The sequence below is a fragment of the Vogesella alkaliphila genome (assembly GCF_014652475.1).
Lineage (GTDB): Bacteria > Pseudomonadota > Gammaproteobacteria > Burkholderiales > Chromobacteriaceae > Vogesella > Vogesella alkaliphila.
Genome location: NZ_BMYW01000009.1, coordinates 35,385 through 57,311, shown reverse-complemented (window position 1 = coordinate 57,311; position 21,927 = coordinate 35,385). Strand labels below are relative to the sequence as shown.

Genomic DNA, 21,927 nt, shown 5'->3' with positions numbered 1-21,927 from the left:
AGTCATCCGGCAGCGGCGCGACAGGCGCCGAGATTTCATCATAGGTGAGGCTGGCGCGCTTTACCGTGGCAAATCGGCGCGCCATTTATGTCAAAGAAATGAAAGTTGGCCGCAGTGTCGCCATTGCCTGATCATGGACAAGGTTGCGCCCGGGCGGCGTCCTTATCATCGCGCAGCCGTGGCCGCGGGTGCGCGTCATGCCAGGTTCAAGTGCAAAGTCATGGCAGAACCGTACCGGGCACCACGGCTGCAACACTTTGCTATCAAATGGCTGCGGCTTGGCAGGGACAATCCTTTAACCGCCTATGATTAGCCGTTAAACTAGCCGTTTATCATGCCGAATAATAAGGTCACCCCGCGCGGATCCGGTTGCACTGCCCGCACACGATCGGCACGGCCTCTCTACAAGATGAAGAAACGCACATGAACAGACATTTTGCTACTTCCGTCCTTCTGACCAGCATGCTGCTGGCTGCACCCGCGATGGCAGGTCTGAAAGAAGGCCGTCTTGCCTATGCCAAAGGGGATTTTGCCACCGCCTTGCAAGAGCTGACCCCGGTCGGCGAGCAGGGCAATCCGCGCGTTCAGCTGCTGCTGGCCGAGATGTACCGCAAGGGCCAGGGCGTGGTGCCGGATCCGGCCGAAGCCGCCCGCTGGTACGACAAGGCCGCGGCGCAGGGGAATGTCGACGCCCAGTACAAGCTGGGTGGCCTGTACGAGAACGGCCTCGGCGTGCGCCAGGATTACGCCGCCGCCGCCGGCTGGTACCAGAAGGCCGCGGCACAGGGCAGCACCGCCGCGCAGACCAGTCTCGGCCTGATGTACCAGTACGGCCGCGGCGTGCCGCAGGATCTGGCACAGGCGTCCAGCCTGTTCCAGCAGGCGGCGCGGCAGGGCAACGCGCTGGCGCGCACCCAGCTGGCGCAGATCGCGCAGCACGGCGTCGGCGTGACGCAGAACAGCAATCAGGCGGCGGTGCTGTATCGCCGCGCGGCCATGCAGGGCAGCGCCGAGGCGCAGTACCACTACGCCAACCTGCTGCTCGCCGGCAAGGGCGTGCCGCGCAACCTGATCGACGCCGCGCAGTGGCAGCAGAAGGCCGCGCAGCAGGGCTACGCCCCGGCGCAGCACGCACTGGGCCTGATGTACCAGAACGGCCAGGGCATGCCGCAGGATCTGGCAGCCGCCGCGACCTGGTTCGGCCGTGCCGCCGAGCAGGGCATCGCCGATGCCCAGTACGCGCTGGCGATGCTGCAGCAGAACGGTCGCGGTACGCCGCGCAACCTGGCGCTGGCGGCCAGCTGGTTCCAGAAGGCGGCCGAACAGGGCCACACCAACGCGCAGACGGCGCTGGCCAGCCTGTACCAGAGCGGTCGCGGCGTGCCGAAAGACCCGGCGCAGGCGCTGCAGTGGTACCAGAAGGGCGCCGAGCTGCAGGCCGCCAGCTGGTATCGCAAGGCCGCCGAGCAGGGCGATGCCGAGGCGCAGTTCGGCCTGGGCGAGCTGTACGAGAAGGGCAACGGCGTGAACCCGGATCTGGCGGAAGCCGCCAGCTGGTACCAGAAGGCCGCGGCACAGGATCACCTGCAGGCGCAGAACGCGCTCGGCCAGCTGTATGAGCAGGGCGTGGAAGTGCCGCAGAACCTCGGCGACGCCACCCAGTGGTATCGCAAGGCCGCCGAGCAGGGCGACATGAACGCGCAGGCCAACCTCGGCCAGCTATACGCACAGGGCAAGGGCGTGCCGCAGGACGCCAGCCAGGCCGCGCTGTGGTTGCGCAAGGCGGCCGAACAGGGCCACGCCGGCGCCCAGGCCAGTCTCGGCAACCTGTTCCGCCAGGGCCAGGGCGTGGAGCAGGACTACTTCGACGCCGCGCAGTGGTACACCAAGGCCGCCAAGCAGGGCAACGCCGAAGCGCAATTCCAGCTCGGCAGCCTGTACGAGAACGGCCAGGGCGTGTCGCGCGACCTGAAACTGGCGCTGAGCTGGTATCGCAAGGCCGCCGCCAGGTACCAGGTCGACGCGCTGAACAGCCTCGGCCACGCCTACACCGCCTACAGCTACCAGGGCATCCCGCACAACCCTGTGCTGGCCTACGCGCTGCACAACCTGGCACGGGCGCAGGGCAATGCGCAGGCCGCCAGCAAGCTGAACCAGCTGCAGCACGAGATGAAGCCGGAGCAGATCGCCAGCGCGCAGGAGCTGTCGCGGCGCATGAACGTCGCCGGCCGCCTGTTGCCGGAACTGGATCGCCAGCTGAAGAGCAGTCCCCGCCGCAAGGCCGCCGGCAAGACCTTCCACGCCGCTTACAGCAAGAAATCGCTGAAGCGCAAACGCTGAGCCGCACGCCGACAGCACAACGCCACGACCAAGGTCGTGGCGTTTTTCGTTGCGGCCAGGCTTGTGCCGGCGCCGCTTACTGCCGCTGCAGATTGCCGATGAAGGTGCGCACCTCGGCCGGCGCCTGCAATGGCGTGCCCTCGCTGGCGTAGACCTTCAGCAGGCCGTTCTCGATCAGCCCCGCCTCCAGCTTGCGCTGCGACACGTCGATCAGCAGGTAGGCGGCGCCATCCTGCGCCGCGTGGCGCTTGTTGCCGGTGACGAACAGCAGCCGCTCCTGCTGCCGGTCCTGCTGCAACGGCCCCTGGGTATCCATGAAGCGCTTGAACTTGGCCAGGTCCCTGCCCAGCAGCGCCGCCAGCGGTGCCGCCAGTGGCGGCTTGTCGAACAGGCCGCTGTCGCGCGGGTACTGGCCGACCTGCTTTTCCAGCACCGTCCAGTCGCCCTTGCCCTGCCACGCGCTGACCACCTCGCGCACCGCGCCGGCCTGCTGTTTCAGCTCTTCCACCTGCTGCTGCACCTTGGGCTGCAGCTCCCCGGCCAGCGTGCCGGCCTTGTCCAGCGCGGTCGCGGCCTGTTGTTTGATCTCGGCCAGCGGGGCGCTGGCCTGCTGCAGCTTGGCACCGGCCACGCCGATGGCGGCGGACGCGTCGTTTTGCAGCTTGCCGACCTGTTCCTCGGTACAGGCCAGCAACAGGGGCAGGCCGCACGCGGCCAACAGCAGGGGACGCCACATGATGTTCTCCACGGGAAAATAAGCCCTTGGAAACCGCGCCGCGGCGGCGAGTTCCCGCCACGGGTGGCCAAGGTTGGCCGCAGGCATGAAAAAGGCGGCCGCGGTTGCCCGCGACCGCCCGCTGCCGACGCCGACGTCGGCAGGCTTAGCGCACGTCGACCACGATGTCCTTGCTGAACACCTTCTCGCAGTACTTGCACTTCATCTTGGTGTCGTGCTCGGTGACGCGCACGCTGAAGTGGCTCTGCACCGGCTCCACGTGCGACACGCAGTTGGAGTTGGGGCAGGCAAAGATGCCTTCCACCGTGTCCGGGATCGCCAGCTTCTGCTTGCGCACCACGGCAAAGTCCTCGATCACGCTGACGGTGCCGCGCGGCGCGAACAGCGCCAGCTCGTTAGCCTGCTCCTCGCTCAGCACCACGTTCTCGACCTTGATCAGGTCCTTGCTGCCCATGTGGCCGCTGGGCAGGTTGAGGCCGACGGTGACGCGCTCGCGGTATTCCGCCAGCTGGAACAGGCGCAGGATGCGCAACCCCTGGCCGGCCGGGATGTGGTCGATCACGGTGCCGGATTTCAGTGCCTCGACATTGCGGGCATACACTTTTTCAGTCATGGTTTTTCCTTTCACACCGTTTCGTTGAGCACCAGCGACAGCAGCGCCTGGCGAGCGTAGACCCCGTTCTTGGCCTGCTCGAAGTAGTAGGCGTGCGGCGTGGCGTCGACGTCGGTGGTGATCTCGTCCACCCGTGGCAGCGGGTGCAGGATCTTCATGTTGGGGCGGGCGCTGCGCAGCATGTCGGCGCGCAGCACGAACTGGCCCTGGATCTTCTTGTACTCGGCCTCGTCGAAGCGCTCGCGCTGCACGCGGGTCATGTACAGGATGTCGATGTGCGGGATCACTTCCTCGATGGTGGCGGCGATGCTGTAGCTGATGCCGCGCTCGTCCAGCTCCTCGCACAGGTAGTCCGGCATCGCCAGCGCCTCGGGGCCGACGAAGTAGAACCTGGCGCCGAACAGCGACAGCGCCTGCGCCAGCGAGTGCACGGTGCGGCCGTATTTCAGGTCGCCGACGAAGGCCACGGTCAGGTTGTCGAGGCGGCCCTGGGTTTCCTGCAGCGTGAACAGGTCGAGCAGGGTCTGCGACGGGTGCTGGTTGGCGCCGTCGCCGCCGTTGATGATGGGCACGGTGGAGAACTCGCTGGCCACGCGCGCGGCGCCTTCCTTCGGATGGCGCATGATGATGGCGTCGGTGTAGGAGCTGATGATGCGCACGGTGTCGGCCAGGGTCTCGCCCTTCTTCGCCGAGGTGTTGGCGCCGTCGGCAAATCCGATCACGTTGCCGCCCAGGCGCTGCACCGCGGTCTCGAACGACAGGCGGGTACGGGTCGACGGCTCGAAGAAGCAGGTCGCCAGCAGGCGGTCCTTCAGCAGGTCACTGCGCGGCGCCGCCTTCAGTTGTGCCGCCGTCTGCACGACCAGTTCCAGTTCCTCGCGCGTGAAATCCGGTATCGAAATGATGTGCTTGCGATAAAGCGGGTTGGGCATGGCGGTCACCTTTGGCAATAACAGAATCAATGGCTGAAAAAAAAGCCCCTGATGCCGGATCAGGAGCTTCTTTATATCTCAATGCAGCGGCCCGGCGTCGTGTCGACCCCGTACCGGCAACGCCTGGCGACGCGCGGACGGCGCGGCGGGGAAACGAAGCGGGCAGGGTAAGGGCGACATGGCGGGTCTCGCAAAGCAAACCGGCGGATTATACGAAAATCGCCGCGCGCTGTCAGGCCAAAGCGGGCAATAAAAAAACGCCGCCCATGGCGGACGGCGTTGCGGGGACGGCGGGCGGTGCTCAGAGGCGGAAATGGCCGACCAGCGCTTCCAGGCTGGCGGACTGCTCGCGCAGCTGCTCCACCGCGGCGCGCACCTCGCGCACCACCTCGCTGTTGGACTGCGCCATGCTGCTGATGCGCTCCACGTTCTGCGCGATTTCCGAAGTCGCGTTCGACTGTTCCCGCGTTGACGACGCGATATCGCCGATATTGTCCACCAGATCGACGCTTTTCTCGTAGATGCCCTTCATCGCCATGTTGGCCTCCTCGGCGATGCCGACGCTGACCGACACCAGCTCGGTGCTGCGCTTTACCTCGTCCACCGCATCGCTGGTCTCGCTGCCGATGGCGGAGACGATGCGGCCGATCTGTACCGTGGCCTCGGCGGTGCGGCCGGCGAGGTTGCGCACCTCGTCCGCCACCACCGCAAAACCGCGCCCCTGTTCGCCGGCGCGCGCCGCCTCGATGGCCGCGTTCAGCGCCAGCAGGTTGGTCTGCTCGGCAATGTCCTTGATCACGTTGACGATGGTGCTGACCTCCGCCGAACGGGCACCCAGCGCCCCCATGCGCCCGGCCAGCGCCTGCATATTGCTGGTCATGCGCTGGATCTCGCCGGTGACCCGGTCCACCGCCGCCACGCTTTGCTCGGTCAGCACGCCGCTTTCGCGCGCCATGTTCTCGGCCAGCATCGCGGTATCGGCGATGTGGTGCACGCTGACGGTGACCTGCTCCACGCCGGCGGCGGTGGCGCTGGCGGCGTCCGACTGCTGCGCCGACGACTGCTCCACCTGCACCGCGGAGTCGGCCAGCTGGCCGGCGGAACGGCTCACCGCCAGGCTCTGCTCGCGTACCTCGATGAACATCTCGCGCAGGCTCTCGATGAAGCGGTTGAAGGCGGCGGCGGTGCGGCCGATCTCGTCGCGGTTGCTGACCTGCAGGCGCAGCGTCAGGTCACCCTTGCCGCTGGCGAACTGCTCCATGGTTTCCGCCAGCGTGTTCAGCGGCCGGGTCAGGGTGCGGATCAGCAGCGTCAGCACCAGGATGATCAGCCCCAGCGCGATGACGCCGATCACGATGGCGGTATTGCGCTGGCTGTTGGCGGAGGCGGTAATTGCCGCGGTCGGCACGCTGACGCCGGCGGCCCAGAACTGGCCGCTGTCCGCCACCTTGACCGGGTAGAAGAAGTGGGTAAAGCCGCCGTCCTCGTAGACGAAGCGCTCGCCCTTCCTCAGCTTGTCGAGGTTGGCCGCAAGCGGGTCGCCGCTGGCCACCGCCTTGCCGACCAGCGCCGGCTGCGGGTTGACCACGAACAGGCCGCCTTCGGACACCAGGCGCACATAGCCGGTTTCATACAGGCGGATGCTGCCGAACTGCTTCTGCAGGTCGTCCAGCGCCAGATCGACGGCGGACACCCCCAGCAGCTTGCCGGATGCGTCCTTCATCACCACCGCCAGTGAGCTTTCCAGCACCTGCTTGCCCTGCACGTCGTAGAAGAACGGCTCGGTGATGGTGTCGCGGCCGCGCGATTTCGGCACGAAGTAGAAATCGCCCCAGCCGGATTTTTCATAGTCCGGCACGTACTCGGTGAGCCGGTCCTGCCACTCCGGGAATTTCGCCACCCGGTCGCTGGACATCATCACGTCCAGCGCCGCCTTGCCGTCGGCACCGCGCGTCAGGTAGGGCGTGTAGCGCCCGGTCGGATCGTGCTTCGGCCAGTCGCGGCGGAATTCGTCGTCGCGGCCATCCAGCGCGTTCGGCTCCCACAGCATCCACGCACCGATGATGCCCGGCGCGTTGTCCAGCGAGCTGAGCAGGATGTTGTCGACCACCTTGCGGTCCACCGCCTGCGCGCGCTGCAGCCCCTGCACGCTGGCAGCCATGCTGCGCGGAATGGCAAAGCCGTTGGCCAGCTTGGCCTCGACACTGTCCGCCACGCGACCGGCCTGCTCCGACGCCAGCTGGTTGCCCTGCTCGACAGCGGCGTCGTAGCTTTGCTTGGCGATGATGGCGATCATCACCGCAAAACCGACCGCCACCGCCACCGCGGCCACGCCGATGATGCGGTTGCCCAGATGTCCCCAACGTGTGTCCTGCGTCATGCCTTGCACTCCTGTCGCTCACGAAATCCGGTTCTTTTATTCCGGGTATTGCCGGCTAGAATATCCGCTCGCATGAAAATTGACTATCACCAAGGCACCATAATAAAAAAGCACCGATCATTAAACCGTGTATGGCCAATATTATTATCAATAACTATCTATTTGAATAAAATACTGATAACCAGTATCAATACAATTAAAATCCTTTTTGCATCTCCGATTAGCGCCATAATTGCCGGATAAGCTTTGTGGCACAAACTTGTCGTGGATCACCACGCGCCGGCCGCCGTACTGCCAACATCTGCTTAATCACTGTTTTTAAAACATTTTCCTGAGCAGACGCCAAGAAAACCACGCCATGATCAAGTGTATTGATATTGCCGACGTCAAGATCGGCATGTATGTGCATGACCTGAACTGCGACTGGACCTCTCATCCGTTTTTCCGCAAGCGCTTCCAGATCAAGAGCGATGACGAAATCGCCAAGATCATTGAGGCCGGCATCCACGAGATTTATATCGACACCGAAAAAGGTCTGGACGTCAGCCATGCGCGCAGCGTGGACGAGGTCAACGCCAGCTTGCAGCAGCAGATGATCGAGGCGGTCACCAGCAAGCCGGCACCTGTCATCACGCTGTCGTTTGCCGAGGAGCTGGGGCGTGCCAACCGCATCAAGAACCAGGCGCACGCGCTGGTCAAGACCGTGATGCAGGACGTGCGACTGGGGCGGGTGGTGGAGCTGGAGCAGGTCGAGCCGATGATCGAGTCGATCACCGAATCGGTGCTCAGCAACAGCGGCGCGCTGCTGACGCTGCTGCGCATCAAGAACAAGGACGACTATACCTTCCTGCATTCGGTCAGCGTCGGCACGCTGATGATCGCCTTCTGCCGCTCGGTGGGGCTGGACCGCGAAACCATCCACCTCGCCGGCCTGGGCGGCATCCTGCACGACACCGGCAAGGCGCTGGTGCCGGACGAGATCCTCAACAAGCCGGGGCGGCTGACCGAGGAAGAGTTCGACATCATCCGCCGCCACCCGCGCGACGGCTTCGACATCCTCAGCCGTACCGAGGGCATCAGCGAGATCCCACTCGACATCACCCTGCATCACCACGAGCGGATCGACGGTAGCGGCTACCCGCACAATCTCAAGGGCGACACCATCAGCACGCTGGCCAAGATGGCGGCCATCGTCGACGTCTACGACGCCATCACCGCCGATCGCTGCTACCACAAGGGCATGGCGCCGACCGATGCGCTGCGCAAGATCTTCGAATGGTCGAAGTACCACTTCGACCCCAAGCTGGTGCAGGCCTTCATGCGCTGTGTCGGCATCTACCCGGTCGGCACGCTGGTGTTGCTGGAATCGGGCAAGCTGGGGGTGGTGATCGAGCAGCACGACAGCAACCTGCTGACGCCGAAGATCAAGGTGATGTTCAGCAGCAGGAGCAATACCTATCTGCAGCCGGAGATCATCGACCTGTCGCGGCCGCTGGGCTTTGGCGGCGGCGACCGGATCGTGCGCCACGAGGCGCCGGAGAAGTGGGGCATCAACCCCTTGCGTTTCATGTGAAACAACAACGGCCACCGGCAGGCGCGGGTGGCCGTTTTGTCATGGTGGGCTCGCTTACAGCTGCTGCAGCTCGAACTGCCCGCCGCCACGGCGCTTGGCGCGGTACATCGCCTGGTCGGCCTCGACCAGCACCTCGGCCGGCATCGCCGCGCCGCTCTTGAACAGGCAGACGCCCACCGACAGGCCGAGCCGGTTCGGCGGCGACAGCTCGGCAAACGGCTGCTCCAGCGCCTGGATGATCTTGCCGGCCACCGCGCGCGCGCCGCTCTCGGTGACGCCTTCCAGCAGGATGGCGAACTCGTCGCCGCCGATGCGCGCCAGCAGGTCGGTGCCGCGCAAGGCCTGCTTCAGCCGCGCGGCAATCGCCGCCAGCACCGCGTCGCCGGTGTCGTGCCCGTGAACGTCGTTGATCGGCTTGAAACGGTCGAGATCGATGAACAGCAGCGCGCACAAGCTGGCGGCGCTGTCTGCGGCCAACCTTTCCAGCTTCAGCTCCAGGTAGCGGCGGTTGGCGAGATTGGTCAGCGCGTCGCGGTGCGCCATCTCCAGCAGGTGGCCCTGCAGCAGCTGCAGGCGCTGCGCCTCCTGGCGCTGGCGGGTGACGTCGTGGCGGGTCTGCAGCACGCCGTCCACCTTGCCGCTGGCGTCAAGCAGCGGCGTCAGCGTGATCTGGTAGTAGCCCGGCTTGCCGTCGGCCTGCGGCAGACTCAGCTCCACGCTCTGCGGCGCGGCGGAGGCCAGCACCCGGGCGAAGCTGTCGGCGCTCAGCCCCGGCAGCGACACCGTCGCCAGCGACGCGCCGGCGGCCAGCTGTTGCAGCGCCGGCCGCGTATCGGGACAGCCCTGCGCGGCGTGATTGGCAAACTCCAGCTGCCCGTGCACGTCAAACAGCAGCACCGGGTAGGGCAGCGCCGCGAACAGTTGCTGCAGGCGGGCGGCGGGCGAGGAGGCGGCGTGGAAAGACAGCGTGTCGGCTTGGTTCATCGGTCGGGATCTGGCGGCAAACACAATCGGGCAGCTTAGCACAGGCTAAGCCAACGGCATGTTTGCTTGCCGCGGCTGCGCGGCATAGAAAAGTATAGGGTTATCAATTAACGCGGCTTTCGATAAATAACATCCGTGAACCGCGGCAAAACTGTGGCAATTTATTCCCGCCCGGCGGCCGGGTATTTCAGCGCATTCTTGTGCAGCTTGTCCTGCAGCGCGTGGTCGAGATCGACGCCGCAGACGTCCGCCAGCCGCACCAGGTACATCATCACGTCGGCGATCTCCTCCTGCAGCCGCTCGAAGGCCTGCGGCTCGTCCGCCATCGCCGCCGCCTCGGCGTCCGTGCGCCACTGGAACAGCTCCGCCAGCTCGCCGACCTCGCCGGTCAGCGCCAGCATCAGGTTGCGCGGGGTATGGAAACGCTGCCAGTCGCGCTCGGCGGCAAACTGGCGTTGTGCGGCGATCAGGCCGCTGGCATCGAGCAATACGGCGGGCGCGGTCATCGGCGGCTCCTTGCGTCAAAAGGCCGCGACGATGCGTCGCGGCCGGAGGGGTCTGGGGCGGACGGCTCAGGCCTCGTCCGTCGGCGGGGTCTTGCGGGCGAACAGGATGGTCGGCGCCCTGGTGGCGCTCTGGCCGGCCGGCGTACGCTCGCTGCTCGGCTTCGGCGCCAGGGTGCGCTTCGGCTTCTTCAGCTGCAGGAACAGCGCCTCCACCTTGTCGCGCGCCCACGGCGTGCGGCGCAGGAAGGCCAGGCTGGACTTGATGCTCGGATCGTGGCTGAAACAGCGCACCTTGATGCGACTGGCCAGGCCATCCCAGCCGTAGTGGGCGTGCAGCTCGGTCAGCATCGCCTCCAGCGTCACGCCGTGCAGCGGATTGTTGCTCTGTTTGTCGCTCATGTACTCACCTTGCGGCCATGCTGCGGGTTACGGGTGTAGGCACAGAACCCCGGCCGCGGGCCGACCTGCGGGTGGTTGCGGCAGGTATTCGGCCGCTGCGCGTAGATGCTGCACAGCCGGGTCTTCTGGTCCAGGTACAGGCAATCGCCGTTGGCGCGCTGCGTCAGCGTGAACATCCCGCTCTTGAAGTTGAAATGCTGGATGATGCGCTGTTTTTCCAGACGTTTGGCGATGTTCTTGATCGGCTCGCCCAGCTCGAACTCGTCCACCACGCCGATGCGCACCAGATCCGGCAGCTTCACTTCCACCGGCATGCTGCAACAGCTGCCCATGCAGTCGCTGCACAGGCCGTTCTTGTACTTTACCCACGTATCGAGGCGCTCGATATCGGCCACACTGATTCCTTAAAACCCTGATTCGGCAGCATTTCTGCCGCCGCAATGAAAAACAGCGGATTGTAACGCAATCCGCTGTTGCCATTGTGCTGTTTGTCGGCCGCCGCCGTTTCACATGAAACATCCTGCCGGCCGCTACCTGCCGATACGATCGCCGAGATTGACCAGCAGCACCCCGGCCACCACCAGCAGCGCGCCCAGCAGGCGCCAGCTGTTGATTTCCTTCAGCGGCATGCCCAGCCAGCCGTAACGGTCGAACAGCAGCGACGCGCACACCTGGCCGGCGATGATCAGCGACAGCATCACCGCCACCCCCAGCCGCGGCGCCAGCAGCGTGGTGCCGAACACGAACAGCGCGCCCAGCGCGCCACCGCTCAGCATCCACCACTCGGCACGCGGCAAGGCGGCGAGGCCGACCCATTTCTGCCCGCTGAGCAGGGCGGCGAGGCTCAGCGTCACCAGTCCCACCGCAAACGACACCAGCGCCGCCAACACCGGGCTGCCGCCGATCAGCAGCTTCAGCTGGTGATTGATCGCCGCCTGCAGCGGCACCACCACCCCCATCACAAACGCCAGCGCCAGCATCAAGCCATTCATCGCCATCTCCCCCGCAGTAAGCCACCGATAATCCCGCCCTCAACCGCTGCTGGCAAGGCCAGACTGACTACACCGACACGCCGATGCTCGCCGGCGGCGGCAACGGCGCCGGTTGCTGTGCCGGCGTGTCCAGGTCGAACAGCCACACCAGCAGCAGCAAGGCCAGCATCAGCCCGCACATCAGCAGCGAAAAGCGGGTGTAGGGATCGCGGTAATGACGCAGGAAAAAGCGGCGCAGGAAATCCATGGGCGGCACGGCGACGGAAAGGGATGGATGCTGCCGTTGTAGCACGAAATGCGGCGACCTTCCGGCGGCTATCGCCAGCGCCGGCCAGACAGCGCTCAAGGTTGGCCGCAAGCAACAGCCGGCACCATGCCGGTGCAAGCGCCACGGCCGGCGCGGCTGTTTGCCCCGCCACAAGGCGCGCCCGCGCCCGGCTGTCACCATTGCCCACCGTTTTGCTGGCAGGTTTCTTGCGTGCAGCAACAGCGGTGCGGCGCCCTTACCCGGCGCGCCGTTTCTGACAATTCGCCCAAACGGTATCCACATGACTACCGACACCACGCGCCTGACAAGCGGACACAATCCGCTGGCACACAGCCGGGCAGAAGACCTGCTCGCCATCCTGATCGGCACTTCCTTCATCGGCTTCGGCATGGCCATGTTCGTGCAGGCCGGCCTGCTCACCGGCGGCACCGCCGGCATCGCCTTCTTGCTGCACTACCAGGGACTGGCGCCATTCGGTTGGCTGTTTTTCCTGATCAACCTGCCGTTCTACTGGCTGGCGCTGCGCAACATGGGCGCCGCCTTCACCCTACGTACCTTTGTCTGCGTCGCGCTGGTGTCGCTGCTGTCCACGCAATGCCGCGAGCTGTTCCCGTTCGCCGGCCCACTCAACCCGTATTCCACCGGTCTCTTGGGCGGGCTGCTGCTCGGCATGGGCCTGATCGCACTGTTCCGCCACAAGGCCAGCGTCGGCGGCATCAACATCCTGGCGCTGTACGTGCAGCAACGCTACGGCCTGCGCGCCGGCAAGCTGCAATTCGGCATCGACCTGTTGATCCTGCTGGCATCGGTGCTGCTGTGCAGCCTGCCGCAACTGATCGGCTCGCTGATCGGTGCCGCCGCGATGAGCCTGGTGATCGGCTTCTACCACCGGCCGGATCGCTACATCGCGGCGTCGTAAAAAAGGTTGGCCGCAAAGCCATGCCAGCTTGCGGCCAACCTTGTAAACACCAACAGCCTAGCCGGACACCCGCTGTGGATAAGTGATATCCACAGCCAACACCGCACCGACGCGCCCCGTCCCGTTGGCGCAAGCCGTGGAAACTGTCGTCATCCCGGAAACAAGCCGCCCTTTTTTGAGTGCAGCGGATGGGCGGCGCCGGGATGGCGGCGGTTTCCACGGGAATTCTTACGCCTCCGGGTCGCCTTTTCTTTGGCTACTTTCTTTTGGCGAAGCAAAAGAAAGTAGCCCGCCGCCGCGCGGAAAGCTGCAGATAAAAAATATCCGCGCAGCGGATGCCATATTTCAAAAAAGGTTGGCCGCAAAGCTGTTATCGCTTGCGACCAACCTTGGTCATTCATTCGTGGTCAACATTGGAATTTGCAAACGAAGCATAAATTACAGTGCTAAAGATAGCGATTACCAACATATATTTCCACATCCTCATTAAATACCTCTTCAACTATCACTTTATATTTTTGACAACTAGCTGATTTTATGAATTCCATACTAACACGTACACTATCCTTAGCGACATACCCACCATACATAGAGCTCTTGCCATATACTTGACGTTGATTAGTTTCAAAATTTTCAAAAACCACTCGTCCCTTTGCAGAGTCTCTGCCTAATTCATTCATAATTCTCTCAAGATCACCTGCCGATGAATAAAATTTAAACTCGATTAGTGGTGCGCCTGAAAAAAATCTTGTAGGGCAATGATTTATATAAAAAACACCATATTTATTTTTAGGTATCTTTATTGTTTCATGATCCGATGAGCATGCAGTACAATAAAACACAAAAATCATTAACATCCTATTAAAAACCAAATACAAATAGTGTCTCATACAACCCTCAAAAATACATTCGCTAATTACTCAAAATTACTGTCAACAGAAAAAGTATAGTCAGTCGGTTAGGCTGAGCCTGAAAATCCAAAATACACCGCGCCATACTCATCAAGCGTTGATCCTGGATACGCGCTGCGCCAATCAAAAACCCCATCATCATACGGCAAGACAATGACAAAAGGGCAAGCCATCCGGCTTGCCCTTGTTCAGTGTCATCAAAGCATTGCGGCCAACCTTGGCCGCATCCCCCACTAGCTCACGACGCAGGCCGCTGCTTGAAGAAGGTAATCGGCGCCGTCGCCGGGATCTCGGAAGGTGGCGGCGATTTCAGGATGTGTTTCTTCATCTTGCCCATCACGTGCATCTCGCACGGGCGGCATTCGAATTTCAGGGTGTAGGTCTCGTCGCCGGATTTCAGCACCATCGGGTCGGCGCGTACCTGGCCCATCACGCCCTTGACGCCCTTGGCCTGCTTCGGACACAGGTTGTAGGAGAAGCGCAGGCAGTGCTTGGTGATCATCAGGCTGACTTCGCCTTCTTCCTGATGCGCCTCGTAGGCCGGCTCGATCACTTCCACGCCGTGTTTCTTGTAGAAATCCCAGGCCTTGGCGTTGTAGACGTTAGCGAGGTAGCTGAGGTTTTTTTCCGGATACGGCACCGGCGGCTCCACCGGCGCCTTGCGCGGCTGGCGTGGCCATGCGGCCAACCTTGCCGCTTCCAGTTTTTCCACTGCGTCGCGGCGCAGCGCGTTGATCACCGACGACGGCACGAACCACGGCTGCGCCAGGTTCAGCGCCACGTCGTTGGCCACGAACAGGGTGTTGCCGAGCTTGGCGACGGCGTCGCGCAGGCCGGCTTCGGCACGGGCAGCGTCCTTGGCCGGCTCCAGTGCCAGCTGCGCGTGGGCGGTGGCGCTGCAGCCGTCCTCGTCGGTGATGGTCAGCGCCAGGCCGTCGGCGGTCTGGTCCAGATTCAGCCACACGCCGATGCGGCGTTCTGCCGATTTTTTCAGCAGCGACAGCTCCCACGCGTGGTCGCGGTTGCGGCAGATGCGGGTGCCGGGCTTGAGGCCGGCCAGCACCGTCGGCTCGTTGGGCACGCAGCGCCACAGCCGCTCGCCGCCCGGCACGTGGCCGACCTGCTTCACGGTGTTGAGCTGCATGCCGACGACTTCGCGCTTCTTCATGTAATTGATGCCATCGCCGTTGGCCATGGCGTCTTCGGTGGCGATCTCCAGCCAGCCGTCGCCGACCTGGTGCACGGTACCCAGCTCGACGCCGACGAATTTCGGCGAGTCGAAGGCGCCGATGTCGATCTTGCGGCCGGTGGCGAAGTAGTCGGTGGCGCCGCGGTGGAAGGTCTTGTCCGGATCGGGCGCGAAGTAAATTTCGCTGCTGCCGCTGGAGGCACGCGCCAGTTCCGGGCGGCGCTCGATGATTTCGTCGAGCAGCAGGCGGTAGTGGGCGGTGATGTTCTTGACGTAGCTGACGTCCTTGTAACGGCCTTCGATCTTCAGCGAGCGCACACCGGCGTCGAGCAGCGCTTCGAGGTTGCGGCTCTGGTTGTTGTCCTTCATCGACAGCAGGTGCTTGTCGAAGGCGACCACGCCGCCTTTTTCATCGGTGAGGGTGTACGGCAGGCGACAGGCCTGCGAGCAGTCGCCACGGTTGGCGCTGCGGCCGTTGTCGGCGTGGCTGATGTAGCACTGGCCGGAGAAGGCCACGCACAGCGCGCCGTGGATGAAGTATTCGATGGCCGCGGGATCGTTTGAACCGGCGCCGACGTGGTCGGCAATGGCGCGGATTTGCGGGATGGTCAGCTCGCGCGCCAGCACCACCTGCGAGAAGCCGGCATCGGACAGGAAACGCGCCTTGGCGGCGTCGCGGATGTCGCACTGGGTGGAGGCGTGCAGCTGGATCGGCGGCAGGTCCAGCTGCAGGATGCCCATGTCCTGCACGATCAGCGCATCGACACCGGCGTCGTACAGTTGCCAGATCAGCTTGCGCGCGGCGTCCAGCTCGGCGTCGTGCAGGATGGTGTTGAGCGTGGTGAAGATGCGCGCGTGGTAGCGGTGGGCAAACTGCACCAGCTCGGCGATCTCGGCCACGCTGTTACAGGCGTTGTGCCGCGCGCCGAAGCTGGGGCCGCCGATGTAGACGGCGTCCGCACCGTGCAAAATCGCCTCGCGGCCGATGTCGATGTTCTTGGCGGGGGACAACAGCTCAACCTGGTGCGGCAACAGACTCATGAATACTTCCTGCGGTGGGTGGGGGCAAGGCGCGGAATGATAGCAGAATCAGGCACTTGGGTGGGATCGATGTTGCGGCCAAGCCTGGCCGCAAGGCCGGCCGGGGGTGACGCGAGGTCATCCCCGGGCATGGTGCGGTGGCTAGCCGATGGTGCGCAGGATTTCCCAGCGCTGGGTGCCGGACACCACGTGCGGCTCCAGCGCCTTGCTCCACGCCGCGTGGTCGGGCAGGGCGGCCAGCCTGCTCCAGGCGGCGTCCAGCTCGGCGAGATCCGCGATCTCGATCTCGGACTGGATGGTGGATTCCTTGACGCCGATCGAGCCGGTCAGCAGGCGCACGCGCTGCGGCGTCCAGCCGACCTGCGAGCCGATGTCGCGCAGCCAGCGCTGCATCTCGGCGATGACTTCCGGTTTGTGGCCAAACTTGGCCTCGATACTCCAGCGGGCGATCATCATGACGGGGCTCCTCGACGACTGTGATAACCCAGCATAGACCATGCCGCCGCAACGCCAAACGTTGGCCGCAAGCGCCGGCAAGCCGTTGATCTGGCTGTCATTCATCGCCGGCGCGGCACCGGTGATCTCAGCGCCGGAGGCGGCGTCAGCCGCGTTGCTGCAGCAGCGTCGCCAGGGTATCGACCGCGTCCGACCATTCCGCGTCGCAGTCCAGCGACTGGCGCAGGAAGGCGGCCTGGCTTGCGCTCCAGAACGGCGCCTCGGCCAGCGCCATCTCCACCGGCAGCGGATGGCTCTGCACAAACTGGTTGATCGCCTTTGCGCTGTTGTCCAGCCCCAGCTGTGCGAACAGCTCGGCCAGTTCGTGATGTCCGGTATCCATGGTTGCCGCCTCCCGTGCTGAAAATGCCTCTGTTCAGCTTAGACCGTGGCGGGAAAATTGCCGCATCGCGGCCAGGCTCGGCCGCAATGACACAGCAGCCGCCCGCCACGCGAGCGGCGGGCGCTGTTGCCGGCACCGGGAGGTGAACGCGGCAGCGGGCGCTGGCGGCCTGTTTACGGCGCGGCAGCGAGCTGCAACGTTGGCCGCGCCGCCGCTTGTGGATAACTCAGCCCTGGTGGTAGCCGCGATACCAGTCGACGAAGGCCTGCATGCCGTCGCGCAGCGGCGTGTCCGGCGAGAAGCCGACCGCGGCGCGCAGCCGGGCGGTGTCGGCGTAGGTGACCGGCACGTCGCCGTCCTGCATCGGCAGGTACTGCTTGACCGCCTCTTTGCCGCAAGCCGTTTCGGTAGCCTGGATGAACTCCATCAGCGGCACCGGGTTGTGGTTGCCGATGTTGAACACCGCGAACGGCACCGCGCCGCTGGCCGGATGCGCCATCACCCGCAGCACGCCCTCGACGATGTCGTCGATGTAGGTGAAATCGCGCTGCATCTGGCCGTGGTTGAACACCTTGATGGTCTCGCCCTTGAGGATGGCCTCGGTAAACAGCCACGGCGCCATGTCCGGGCGGCCCCACGGGCCGTACACGGTGAAGAAGCGCAGGCCGGTGATCGGGAACTGGTACAGGTGGGCGTAGCTGTGCGCCATCACCTCGTTGGCCTTCTTGGTGGCGGCGTAGAAGCTGACCGGCTCGTCGACGCGGTCGTCCTCGCTGAACGGCACCTTGGCGTTCTTGCCGTACACGCTGCTGGAGCTGGCGAACACCAGGTGCTGCACCGGGTGGCGGCGGCAGGCCTCCAGCATATTGGTGTGGCCGACCAGGTTGCTCTGCGCGTACACGTGCGGGTTCTCGATGCTGTAGCGCACGCCGGCCTGGGCGGCGAGGTGGATCACGTAGTCCGGGCGCTCGGCGGCGAACAGCGCATCCAGCGCAGCCCAGTCGGCGATGTCCAGCTTGTGGAAATCAAAGCCGTCACGGCCCTGCAAGGTGGCGAGGCGGGCGTGTTTCAGCGCCACCGCGTAGTAGTCGTTGAGGTTATCCACAGCGATCACTTGCACATCGCCGCGATCCAGCAGTTTTTCACATACCGCGCGGCCAATGAAACCGGCGGCGCCGGTGACCAGTACTTTCATCGTCATTTTTCCTGTTGGTGAAGCCGGTGCAGCTCGATCAGCTTCGCGTATTTGATGTAACTGTTGAAGCAGCCAATGCTGATGTGGACAAGTCCGGGCAGGCCATCGCGAAAACCCTGCCGCAGCAGGTAGAACTTCACGAAGCGCAGCAGCGGACTGAGCAGCAGCTTGGCGATACCCGCCTTTTTCCCGCGCTGATACAGCGTTTCTGCCTGCAGGCTGGTGTAGCGGTTCTGTTTGGCCAGATACAGCGCGATGTCTTCGCCGGATTCGTGCATCAGGTCGCCAGCCACGGTGCCGACTTCGCCACCGGCGATCACGTACTCATGCACCACGTCGTCGGACCAGCGTGCCTGGCGGCGATCGAACAGCCGCAGGCTGTAATCCGGATAGCCCTCGCCGAATTTCAGGAAGCGCCCCATGAACTTGTTGCTGCGCGCGAAACGGTAGGCGCCCAGCGCCGGATTGTTCAGCAATATCTTGATTTCATGGTGTAATTTTTCAGACAGCCACTCGTCAGCATCCAGGCACAGCACCCAGTCGTGGCTGGCCTGCTGTACCGCGAACTGCTTCTGCGGACCGAATCCCAGCCACTCCTGGTGGATAACTTTGGTCTTATAGGCAGAGGCTATTGCCAATGTCCTGTCGCTGCTACCCGAATCCACCACCACGATCTCGTCGGCAAAGGCACAGCTTTGCAGACATTTTTCCAGCAGTGCTTCGGCATTTTTGGTGATCAGAACCACGCTAAGTTGGCGCGACATTCTTTCTAGTACTTTCTAGTTATATAAAGGATAAGGATAGTAGAAGGCTGTCCCAGTCTGTGGATAACACGCTAAAGACCAGTTTTTTCAACGACTTGCGTTATCGGCTAGCTTGTCGTTGCCGGCACTGGAATGGCGTGCATCAGTTGTGGACAATTTTGCCATCTTGCCGTGCCTCGTGCTTATCCACAATCTCTTGCCGGCAATGACGTAAGTCGCGCGGCAGATGGTTTTGGTCTGCAGCTCTTCTTTTCATTGTTTGCCTATTTTAAATATGAGGATACTGATGTAGTGGACACTTTTCTGTGGATAACCCGCTATTGGGCAATGTTTTCAACAGTTTGGCTTGTTGGGGGCTGGGTCTTTGAAGGGCTTGCCAGGGGCAGGACAGCTTGTGGATAGTTTTGACGATATTTATCCACTGCCAGTTATCCACAAAGCGGTCGCCCTGATTTTACTTGGTTAACCACAGGGCTGCCCGTAAAATCCGGCGCATGAAAAACGTCCTGTTGCTGCGCACATCGTCGATGGGCGACCTTATCCACACCTGGCCGGCACTGACCGATCTGGCACACCACCGCCCGGATGTGACGGTGAGCTGGCTGGCGGAAGAGGGCTTCGCCGACATTCCCGGCTTGCATCCGCTGGTGAGCCGCACCATTCCCATCGCCTGGCGGCGCTGGCGCAAGGCCCTGTTCAAGGCTGCCACCTGGCGCGAAATCGCGGCATTGCGACACACGCTGGCCGCCACCCGCTGGGAGCTGGTGCTGGACGCGCAGGGGCTGTTGAAGAGCGCCATTCCCGGACGCTGGGCCAACGGCCCGCTGGCCGGCTACGACCGCGCCAGCATCCGCGAGCCGCTGGCCAGCCGCTTTTACGAGCGCCGCTATGCGGTCAGCCGAAAGCTGTCGGCGATCGAACGCAACCGCCAGCTGTTCGGCGCCGCCTTCGGCTACCGGCCCGAGGGTGCGCCGGTATTCGGCATCCGCTGCGGCGAGCGGCTGCCGTGGTTGCCGGCTGGCGACTACGCGGTGCTGCTGCACGCCACCAGCCGCGACAGCAAGCTGTGGCCGGAGGCGCACTGGATCGCGCTGGCACAGGCGCTGCAGCGGCAGGGCCTGGCCATCGTCATTCCGTGGGGCAGCGCCGCGGAGCGGGAGCGCGCGCAAAGGTTGGCCGCGGTCATTCCCGGCGCGCTGCTGGCACCCAGGATGACCCTGCGCGAGGCGGCGGCCATGCTGGGCCACGCGGCGGCGGTGATCGGGGTCGATACCGGCCTGACTCATCTCGCCAACGCGCTGGATGTGCCGCTGGTGGCGATCTATACCGATACCGACCCGGCGCTGACCGGGGTGGTGGAGACCGCGCGGGCGGCCAACATCGGCCGCGTCGGCGAGATCCCGGCGGTGGACGCGGTGCTGGCGCTGCTGGCGCGGGTGCGCGGCGCATGATCGCGCGCGCGCTGTACAGCCTGCTGTGGCCGCTGGCGACGCCGCTGATCAAGCGTTACCTGAGAAAACGCGCGCGCCAGGCACCGGCCTATCTCGAACACTGGGACGAGCGCTTCGGCGACGCGCTGCCGCAGGCGGGCGGCGAGGTGATCTGGCTGCACGCGGTGTCGGTGGGCGAGACGCGCGCGGCGCTGCCGCTGGTGCGGGCGTTGCAGCAGCGTTATCCACAGGCGCGTTTCGTCATCACCCAGATGACGCCGACTGGGCGCGCCACCGCACAGCAGCTGTACCCCGATGCCGAGGTGCGCTACCTGCCGTATGACAACGCGCGGGTGATGCGACGTTTTGTTGCCGCGTTGCGGCCGCGCTGCCTGATCCTGATGGAAACCGAGATCTGGCCCAACCTGCTGCACGCCTGCGCGCAGGCCGGCGTGCCGGCCTTTCTGGTCAATGCGCGGCTGTCGGAAAAATCGCTGCGCGGCTACCGCCGCATCGCTGCACTGATCCGTCCGGCGCTGCGCCAGTTGCGCGCCGTCGCCGCACAGAGCGAGGCCGACGCCACCCGGCTGGCGGCACTGGGGGCGGGCAATCTGCGTGTCTGCGGCAATACCAAGTACGATTTCACCCCGCCGCCGGCGCAGCTGGCGCTGGGGGCGGCATTTCGCGAGCGCATCGGTAGCCGGTCGGTGTGGCTGTGCGCCAGCACCCGCGACGGCGAGGAAGCGCTGATCCTGGCGGCGTGGCGTGCGGCCAACGTGGGCGACGCCTTGCTGCTGCTGGTGCCGCGCCATCCGGAGCGCTTCGCCACGGTTGCCGCGCTGGCGGCGGAGCAGGGCTTGCGCGTGCAGCAACGCAGCGACCAGCAGCCGGTTTCACGTGAAACGCAGGTCTGGCTCGGCGACAGCATGGGTGAGCTGTTCGCCTATTACGCCGCCGCCGATGTCGCCTTTGTCGGCGGCTCGCTACTGGATTTCGGTGCGCAGAACCTGATCGAGCCGGCCAGCATCGGCGTGCCGGTGCTATTGGGGCCGTCGACCTATAATTTTGCCGAGGCCAGCCAGTTGGCGCTGGCCGCCGGTGCCGCGCGGCAGGTGAGTGATGCCGGCGAACTGGTGGCGCTGGCCTTGCAATTGCTGGCCGATGCGCCGCAGCGCGCGGCGATGCGCGATGCCGGCCTTGCCTTTACCGCGCAGCATCGTGGCGCCAGCGCGCGCATCGTCGCGCTGCTGGCCAGCCAGCTTGATCAATAAGCCCAAGGAGGCCGCCATGGCAGAAATGACGCCGTCTGACCCGTTGCTGGACGGGATCCGCACGCCACGGCTGGTACTGGTGGCGCCGCAGGCGGGTGACGGCGCCGCGCTGTTCCAGGCCATCGTCGCCTCGCAGCACGAATTGCAGGGTTTTGCCGAGGATTTGCCATGGTCGCAGCCGGTGCTGGATGTGGCGCTGGTGGAGCGCTACTGCTACGAAGTGCAGCGCAACTGGCAGCGTGGTGACAGCAAGGTGGCGTTGTTGTGGCTGGGCGACGAGGTCATCGGTTGGCTGCGCCTGCAACACCAGCCGGACGGGCCGTGGCTGCTGCAGTTCTGGGGGCATAGCGACTGGCAGGGGCAGGGGCTGTTCTCCGAGGCAGTGGAGCGCATGCTGGCGCTGGCCTTCGGTCATTACCAGGTGCGCGACATCCGCGTGCCGGTGGCCGACAGCCAGCAGGCGGCACACCGGCTGTGTGCGCGGCTGGGCATGCGGCTGCTGTCGGCGCCGAGCGAGCCGGGCGGGCCGTTCCTGTACGGCGTGGCGTTGCACTGATCTGCCGCCGCAACAACAAGAAAAAACCCCCGCCGCGTGGCACGCGCCGGGGGTTTGGTTTGCGGCCAACGTTGGCCGCAGCGGTCAGCC

Annotated in this window: 23 protein-coding genes; 6 read left to right on the top strand and 17 right to left on the bottom strand. The window is 64.3% G+C overall.

Going from position 1 to position 21,927, the window contains the following annotated elements; genetic code table 11:
• Positions 1–423 precede the first annotated feature (423 nt).
• On the top strand, positions 424–2,340 hold the full coding sequence (locus IE100_RS13020; protein ID WP_189374789.1) for a tetratricopeptide repeat protein: 1,917 nt from the start codon (positions 424–426) through the stop codon (positions 2,338–2,340).
• Positions 2,341–2,416: 76 nt separating this feature from the next.
• On the opposite strand, the gene IE100_RS13015 is transcribed toward IE100_RS13020, so the two are convergent.
• The 4 genes from IE100_RS13015 to IE100_RS13000 all read right to left on the bottom strand — a co-directional run bounded on the left by IE100_RS13015 (position 2,417) and on the right by IE100_RS13000 (position 7,001).
• Entirely contained in the window at positions 2,417–3,076 is a 660-nt protein-coding gene (locus IE100_RS13015) for an Ivy family c-type lysozyme inhibitor (protein WP_189374788.1), read from the bottom strand.
• 145 nt (positions 3,077–3,221) lie between these two features.
• Positions 3,222–3,689 carry an aspartate carbamoyltransferase regulatory subunit gene (gene pyrI / locus IE100_RS13010; RefSeq protein ID WP_189374787.1) on the bottom strand — a complete coding sequence of 156 codons (468 nt, stop codon included), beginning with the start codon at positions 3,687–3,689 and terminating at the stop codon, positions 3,222–3,224.
• Positions 3,690–3,700: 11 nt separating this feature from the next.
• Positions 3,701–4,621: an aspartate carbamoyltransferase gene (gene pyrB / locus IE100_RS13005; protein ID WP_189374786.1), complete on the bottom strand. Its 921-nt coding sequence runs from the start codon at positions 4,619–4,621 to the stop codon at positions 3,701–3,703.
• Positions 4,622–4,922: 301 nt separating this feature from the next.
• Positions 4,923–7,001, bottom strand: coding sequence for a methyl-accepting chemotaxis protein (locus tag IE100_RS13000; RefSeq protein ID WP_189374785.1), 2,079 nt, complete (start codon positions 6,999–7,001; stop codon positions 4,923–4,925).
• A 358-nt stretch (positions 7,002–7,359) separates the two neighbouring features.
• Here IE100_RS13000 and IE100_RS12995 point away from each other — a divergent pair, with 358 nt between their 5' ends.
• Positions 7,360–8,574: a cyclic di-GMP phosphodiesterase gene (locus IE100_RS12995; protein ID WP_189374784.1), complete on the top strand. Its 1,215-nt coding sequence runs from the start codon at positions 7,360–7,362 to the stop codon at positions 8,572–8,574.
• Between the two features lie 54 nt (positions 8,575–8,628).
• Here IE100_RS12995 and IE100_RS12990 read toward each other — a convergent pair whose 3' ends face one another.
• From IE100_RS12990 to IE100_RS12965, 6 genes are all read right to left on the bottom strand, one after another.
• Positions 8,629–9,558 carry a sensor domain-containing diguanylate cyclase gene (locus IE100_RS12990; protein ID WP_189374783.1) on the bottom strand — a complete coding sequence of 310 codons (930 nt, stop codon included), beginning with the start codon at positions 9,556–9,558 and terminating at the stop codon, positions 8,629–8,631.
• A gap of 161 nt (positions 9,559–9,719) precedes the next feature.
• Entirely contained in the window at positions 9,720–10,064 is a 345-nt protein-coding gene (locus IE100_RS12985) for a nucleotide pyrophosphohydrolase (protein ID WP_189374782.1), read from the bottom strand.
• A 66-nt stretch (positions 10,065–10,130) separates the two neighbouring features.
• A complete protein-coding gene (locus IE100_RS12980; RefSeq protein WP_189374781.1) occupies positions 10,131–10,463 on the bottom strand; it encodes a VF530 family protein in 333 nt (110 codons plus the stop codon).
• Positions 10,460–10,858 carry a YkgJ family cysteine cluster protein gene (locus tag IE100_RS12975; protein ID WP_189374780.1) on the bottom strand — a complete coding sequence of 133 codons (399 nt, stop codon included), beginning with the start codon at positions 10,856–10,858 and terminating at the stop codon, positions 10,460–10,462. The genes IE100_RS12980 and IE100_RS12975 overlap by 4 nt, the downstream gene beginning before the upstream one ends.
• Positions 10,859–10,993: 135 nt before the next feature.
• A complete protein-coding gene (locus IE100_RS12970) occupies positions 10,994–11,455 on the bottom strand; it encodes a DMT family transporter (protein ID WP_189374779.1) in 462 nt (153 codons plus the stop codon).
• A 67-nt stretch (positions 11,456–11,522) separates the two neighbouring features.
• Positions 11,523–11,702: a hypothetical protein gene (locus IE100_RS12965; RefSeq protein WP_189374778.1), complete on the bottom strand. Its 180-nt coding sequence runs from the start codon at positions 11,700–11,702 to the stop codon at positions 11,523–11,525.
• A 301-nt stretch (positions 11,703–12,003) separates the two neighbouring features.
• On the opposite strand from IE100_RS12965, the gene IE100_RS12960 reads away from it, so the two are divergent.
• Complete coding sequence (locus IE100_RS12960; RefSeq protein ID WP_189374777.1) at positions 12,004–12,642, top strand: YitT family protein; 639 nt, start codon at positions 12,004–12,006, stop codon at positions 12,640–12,642.
• Between the two features lie 149 nt (positions 12,643–12,791).
• Here the strand turns inward: IE100_RS12960 and IE100_RS12955 are convergent, their stop codons facing one another.
• The 7 genes from IE100_RS12955 to IE100_RS12925 form a co-directional block, all read right to left on the bottom strand.
• Positions 12,792–13,043, bottom strand: a complete 252-nt coding sequence (locus IE100_RS12955; protein WP_189374776.1) for a hypothetical protein — start codon at positions 13,041–13,043, stop codon at positions 12,792–12,794.
• A gap of 45 nt (positions 13,044–13,088) precedes the next feature.
• Positions 13,089–13,493 carry a hypothetical protein gene (locus tag IE100_RS12950; protein ID WP_189374775.1) on the bottom strand — a complete coding sequence of 135 codons (405 nt, stop codon included), beginning with the start codon at positions 13,491–13,493 and terminating at the stop codon, positions 13,089–13,091.
• 298 nt (positions 13,494–13,791) lie between these two features.
• Positions 13,792–15,783: a peptidase U32 family protein gene (locus tag IE100_RS12945; protein ID WP_189374774.1), complete on the bottom strand. Its 1,992-nt coding sequence runs from the start codon at positions 15,781–15,783 to the stop codon at positions 13,792–13,794.
• Positions 15,784–15,924: 141 nt separating this feature from the next.
• Complete coding sequence (locus IE100_RS12940) at positions 15,925–16,239, bottom strand: hypothetical protein (RefSeq protein ID WP_189374773.1); 315 nt, start codon at positions 16,237–16,239, stop codon at positions 15,925–15,927.
• A gap of 145 nt (positions 16,240–16,384) precedes the next feature.
• Positions 16,385–16,621 carry a DUF2789 domain-containing protein gene (locus IE100_RS12935; RefSeq protein ID WP_189374772.1) on the bottom strand — a complete coding sequence of 79 codons (237 nt, stop codon included), beginning with the start codon at positions 16,619–16,621 and terminating at the stop codon, positions 16,385–16,387.
• A gap of 226 nt (positions 16,622–16,847) precedes the next feature.
• Positions 16,848–17,816, bottom strand: a complete 969-nt coding sequence (locus tag IE100_RS12930) for an NAD-dependent epimerase (RefSeq protein ID WP_229800376.1) — start codon at positions 17,814–17,816, stop codon at positions 16,848–16,850.
• A 2-nt stretch (positions 17,817–17,818) separates the two neighbouring features.
• Positions 17,819–18,580, bottom strand: coding sequence for a glycosyltransferase family 2 protein (locus tag IE100_RS12925; protein WP_189374770.1), 762 nt, complete (start codon positions 18,578–18,580; stop codon positions 17,819–17,821).
• 494 nt (positions 18,581–19,074) lie between these two features.
• Here IE100_RS12925 and waaC point away from each other — a divergent pair, with 494 nt between their 5' ends.
• From waaC to IE100_RS12910, 3 genes are read left to right on the top strand one after another with little or no spacing between them, the layout of a single operon-like run.
• A complete protein-coding gene (gene waaC / locus IE100_RS12920; protein WP_189374769.1) occupies positions 19,075–20,031 on the top strand; it encodes a lipopolysaccharide heptosyltransferase I in 957 nt (318 codons plus the stop codon).
• On the top strand, positions 20,028–21,281 hold the full coding sequence (gene waaA / locus IE100_RS12915) for a lipid IV(A) 3-deoxy-D-manno-octulosonic acid transferase (RefSeq protein WP_189374768.1): 1,254 nt from the start codon (positions 20,028–20,030) through the stop codon (positions 21,279–21,281). The genes waaC and waaA overlap by 4 nt, the downstream gene beginning before the upstream one ends.
• A gap of 16 nt (positions 21,282–21,297) precedes the next feature.
• Positions 21,298–21,837, top strand: coding sequence for a GNAT family N-acetyltransferase (locus tag IE100_RS12910; protein WP_189374767.1), 540 nt, complete (start codon positions 21,298–21,300; stop codon positions 21,835–21,837).
• Positions 21,838–21,927 lie beyond the last annotated feature (90 nt).

What these genes read in the sequence shown, in the direction of transcription:
- IE100_RS13020 (WP_189374789.1), top strand. Translation starts at nt 424, where the DNA reads ATGAACAGACATTTTGCTACTTCCGTCCTTCTGACCAGCATGCTGCTG.
- IE100_RS13015 (WP_189374788.1), bottom strand. Translation starts at nt 3,076, where the DNA reads ATGTGGCGTCCCCTGCTGTTGGCCGCGTGCGGCCTGCCCCTGTTGCTG.
- pyrI (WP_189374787.1), bottom strand. Translation starts at nt 3,689, where the DNA reads ATGACTGAAAAAGTGTATGCCCGCAATGTCGAGGCACTGAAATCCGGC.
- pyrB (WP_189374786.1), bottom strand. Translation starts at nt 4,621, where the DNA reads ATGCCCAACCCGCTTTATCGCAAGCACATCATTTCGATACCGGATTTC.
- IE100_RS13000 (WP_189374785.1), bottom strand. Translation starts at nt 7,001, where the DNA reads ATGACGCAGGACACACGTTGGGGACATCTGGGCAACCGCATCATCGGC.
- IE100_RS12995 (WP_189374784.1), top strand. Translation starts at nt 7,360, where the DNA reads ATGATCAAGTGTATTGATATTGCCGACGTCAAGATCGGCATGTATGTG.
- IE100_RS12990 (WP_189374783.1), bottom strand. Translation starts at nt 9,558, where the DNA reads ATGAACCAAGCCGACACGCTGTCTTTCCACGCCGCCTCCTCGCCCGCC.
- IE100_RS12985 (WP_189374782.1), bottom strand. Translation starts at nt 10,064, where the DNA reads ATGACCGCGCCCGCCGTATTGCTCGATGCCAGCGGCCTGATCGCCGCA.
- IE100_RS12980 (WP_189374781.1), bottom strand. Translation starts at nt 10,463, where the DNA reads ATGAGCGACAAACAGAGCAACAATCCGCTGCACGGCGTGACGCTGGAG.
- IE100_RS12970 (WP_189374779.1), bottom strand. Translation starts at nt 11,455, where the DNA reads ATGAATGGCTTGATGCTGGCGCTGGCGTTTGTGATGGGGGTGGTGGTG.
- IE100_RS12965 (WP_189374778.1), bottom strand. Translation starts at nt 11,702, where the DNA reads ATGGATTTCCTGCGCCGCTTTTTCCTGCGTCATTACCGCGATCCCTAC.
- IE100_RS12960 (WP_189374777.1), top strand. Translation starts at nt 12,004, where the DNA reads ATGACTACCGACACCACGCGCCTGACAAGCGGACACAATCCGCTGGCA.
- IE100_RS12955 (WP_189374776.1), bottom strand. Translation starts at nt 13,043, where the DNA reads ATGAATGACCAAGGTTGGTCGCAAGCGATAACAGCTTTGCGGCCAACC.
- IE100_RS12950 (WP_189374775.1), bottom strand. Translation starts at nt 13,493, where the DNA reads ATGATTTTTGTGTTTTATTGTACTGCATGCTCATCGGATCATGAAACA.
- IE100_RS12945 (WP_189374774.1), bottom strand. Translation starts at nt 15,783, where the DNA reads ATGAGTCTGTTGCCGCACCAGGTTGAGCTGTTGTCCCCCGCCAAGAAC.
- IE100_RS12940 (WP_189374773.1), bottom strand. Translation starts at nt 16,239, where the DNA reads ATGATGATCGCCCGCTGGAGTATCGAGGCCAAGTTTGGCCACAAACCG.
- IE100_RS12935 (WP_189374772.1), bottom strand. Translation starts at nt 16,621, where the DNA reads ATGGATACCGGACATCACGAACTGGCCGAGCTGTTCGCACAGCTGGGG.
- IE100_RS12930 (WP_229800376.1), bottom strand. Translation starts at nt 17,816, where the DNA reads ATGAAAGTACTGGTCACCGGCGCCGCCGGTTTCATTGGCCGCGCGGTA.
- IE100_RS12925 (WP_189374770.1), bottom strand. Translation starts at nt 18,580, where the DNA reads ATGTCGCGCCAACTTAGCGTGGTTCTGATCACCAAAAATGCCGAAGCA.
- waaC (WP_189374769.1), top strand. Translation starts at nt 19,075, where the DNA reads ATGAAAAACGTCCTGTTGCTGCGCACATCGTCGATGGGCGACCTTATC.
- waaA (WP_189374768.1), top strand. Translation starts at nt 20,028, where the DNA reads ATGATCGCGCGCGCGCTGTACAGCCTGCTGTGGCCGCTGGCGACGCCG.
- IE100_RS12910 (WP_189374767.1), top strand. Translation starts at nt 21,298, where the DNA reads ATGGCAGAAATGACGCCGTCTGACCCGTTGCTGGACGGGATCCGCACG.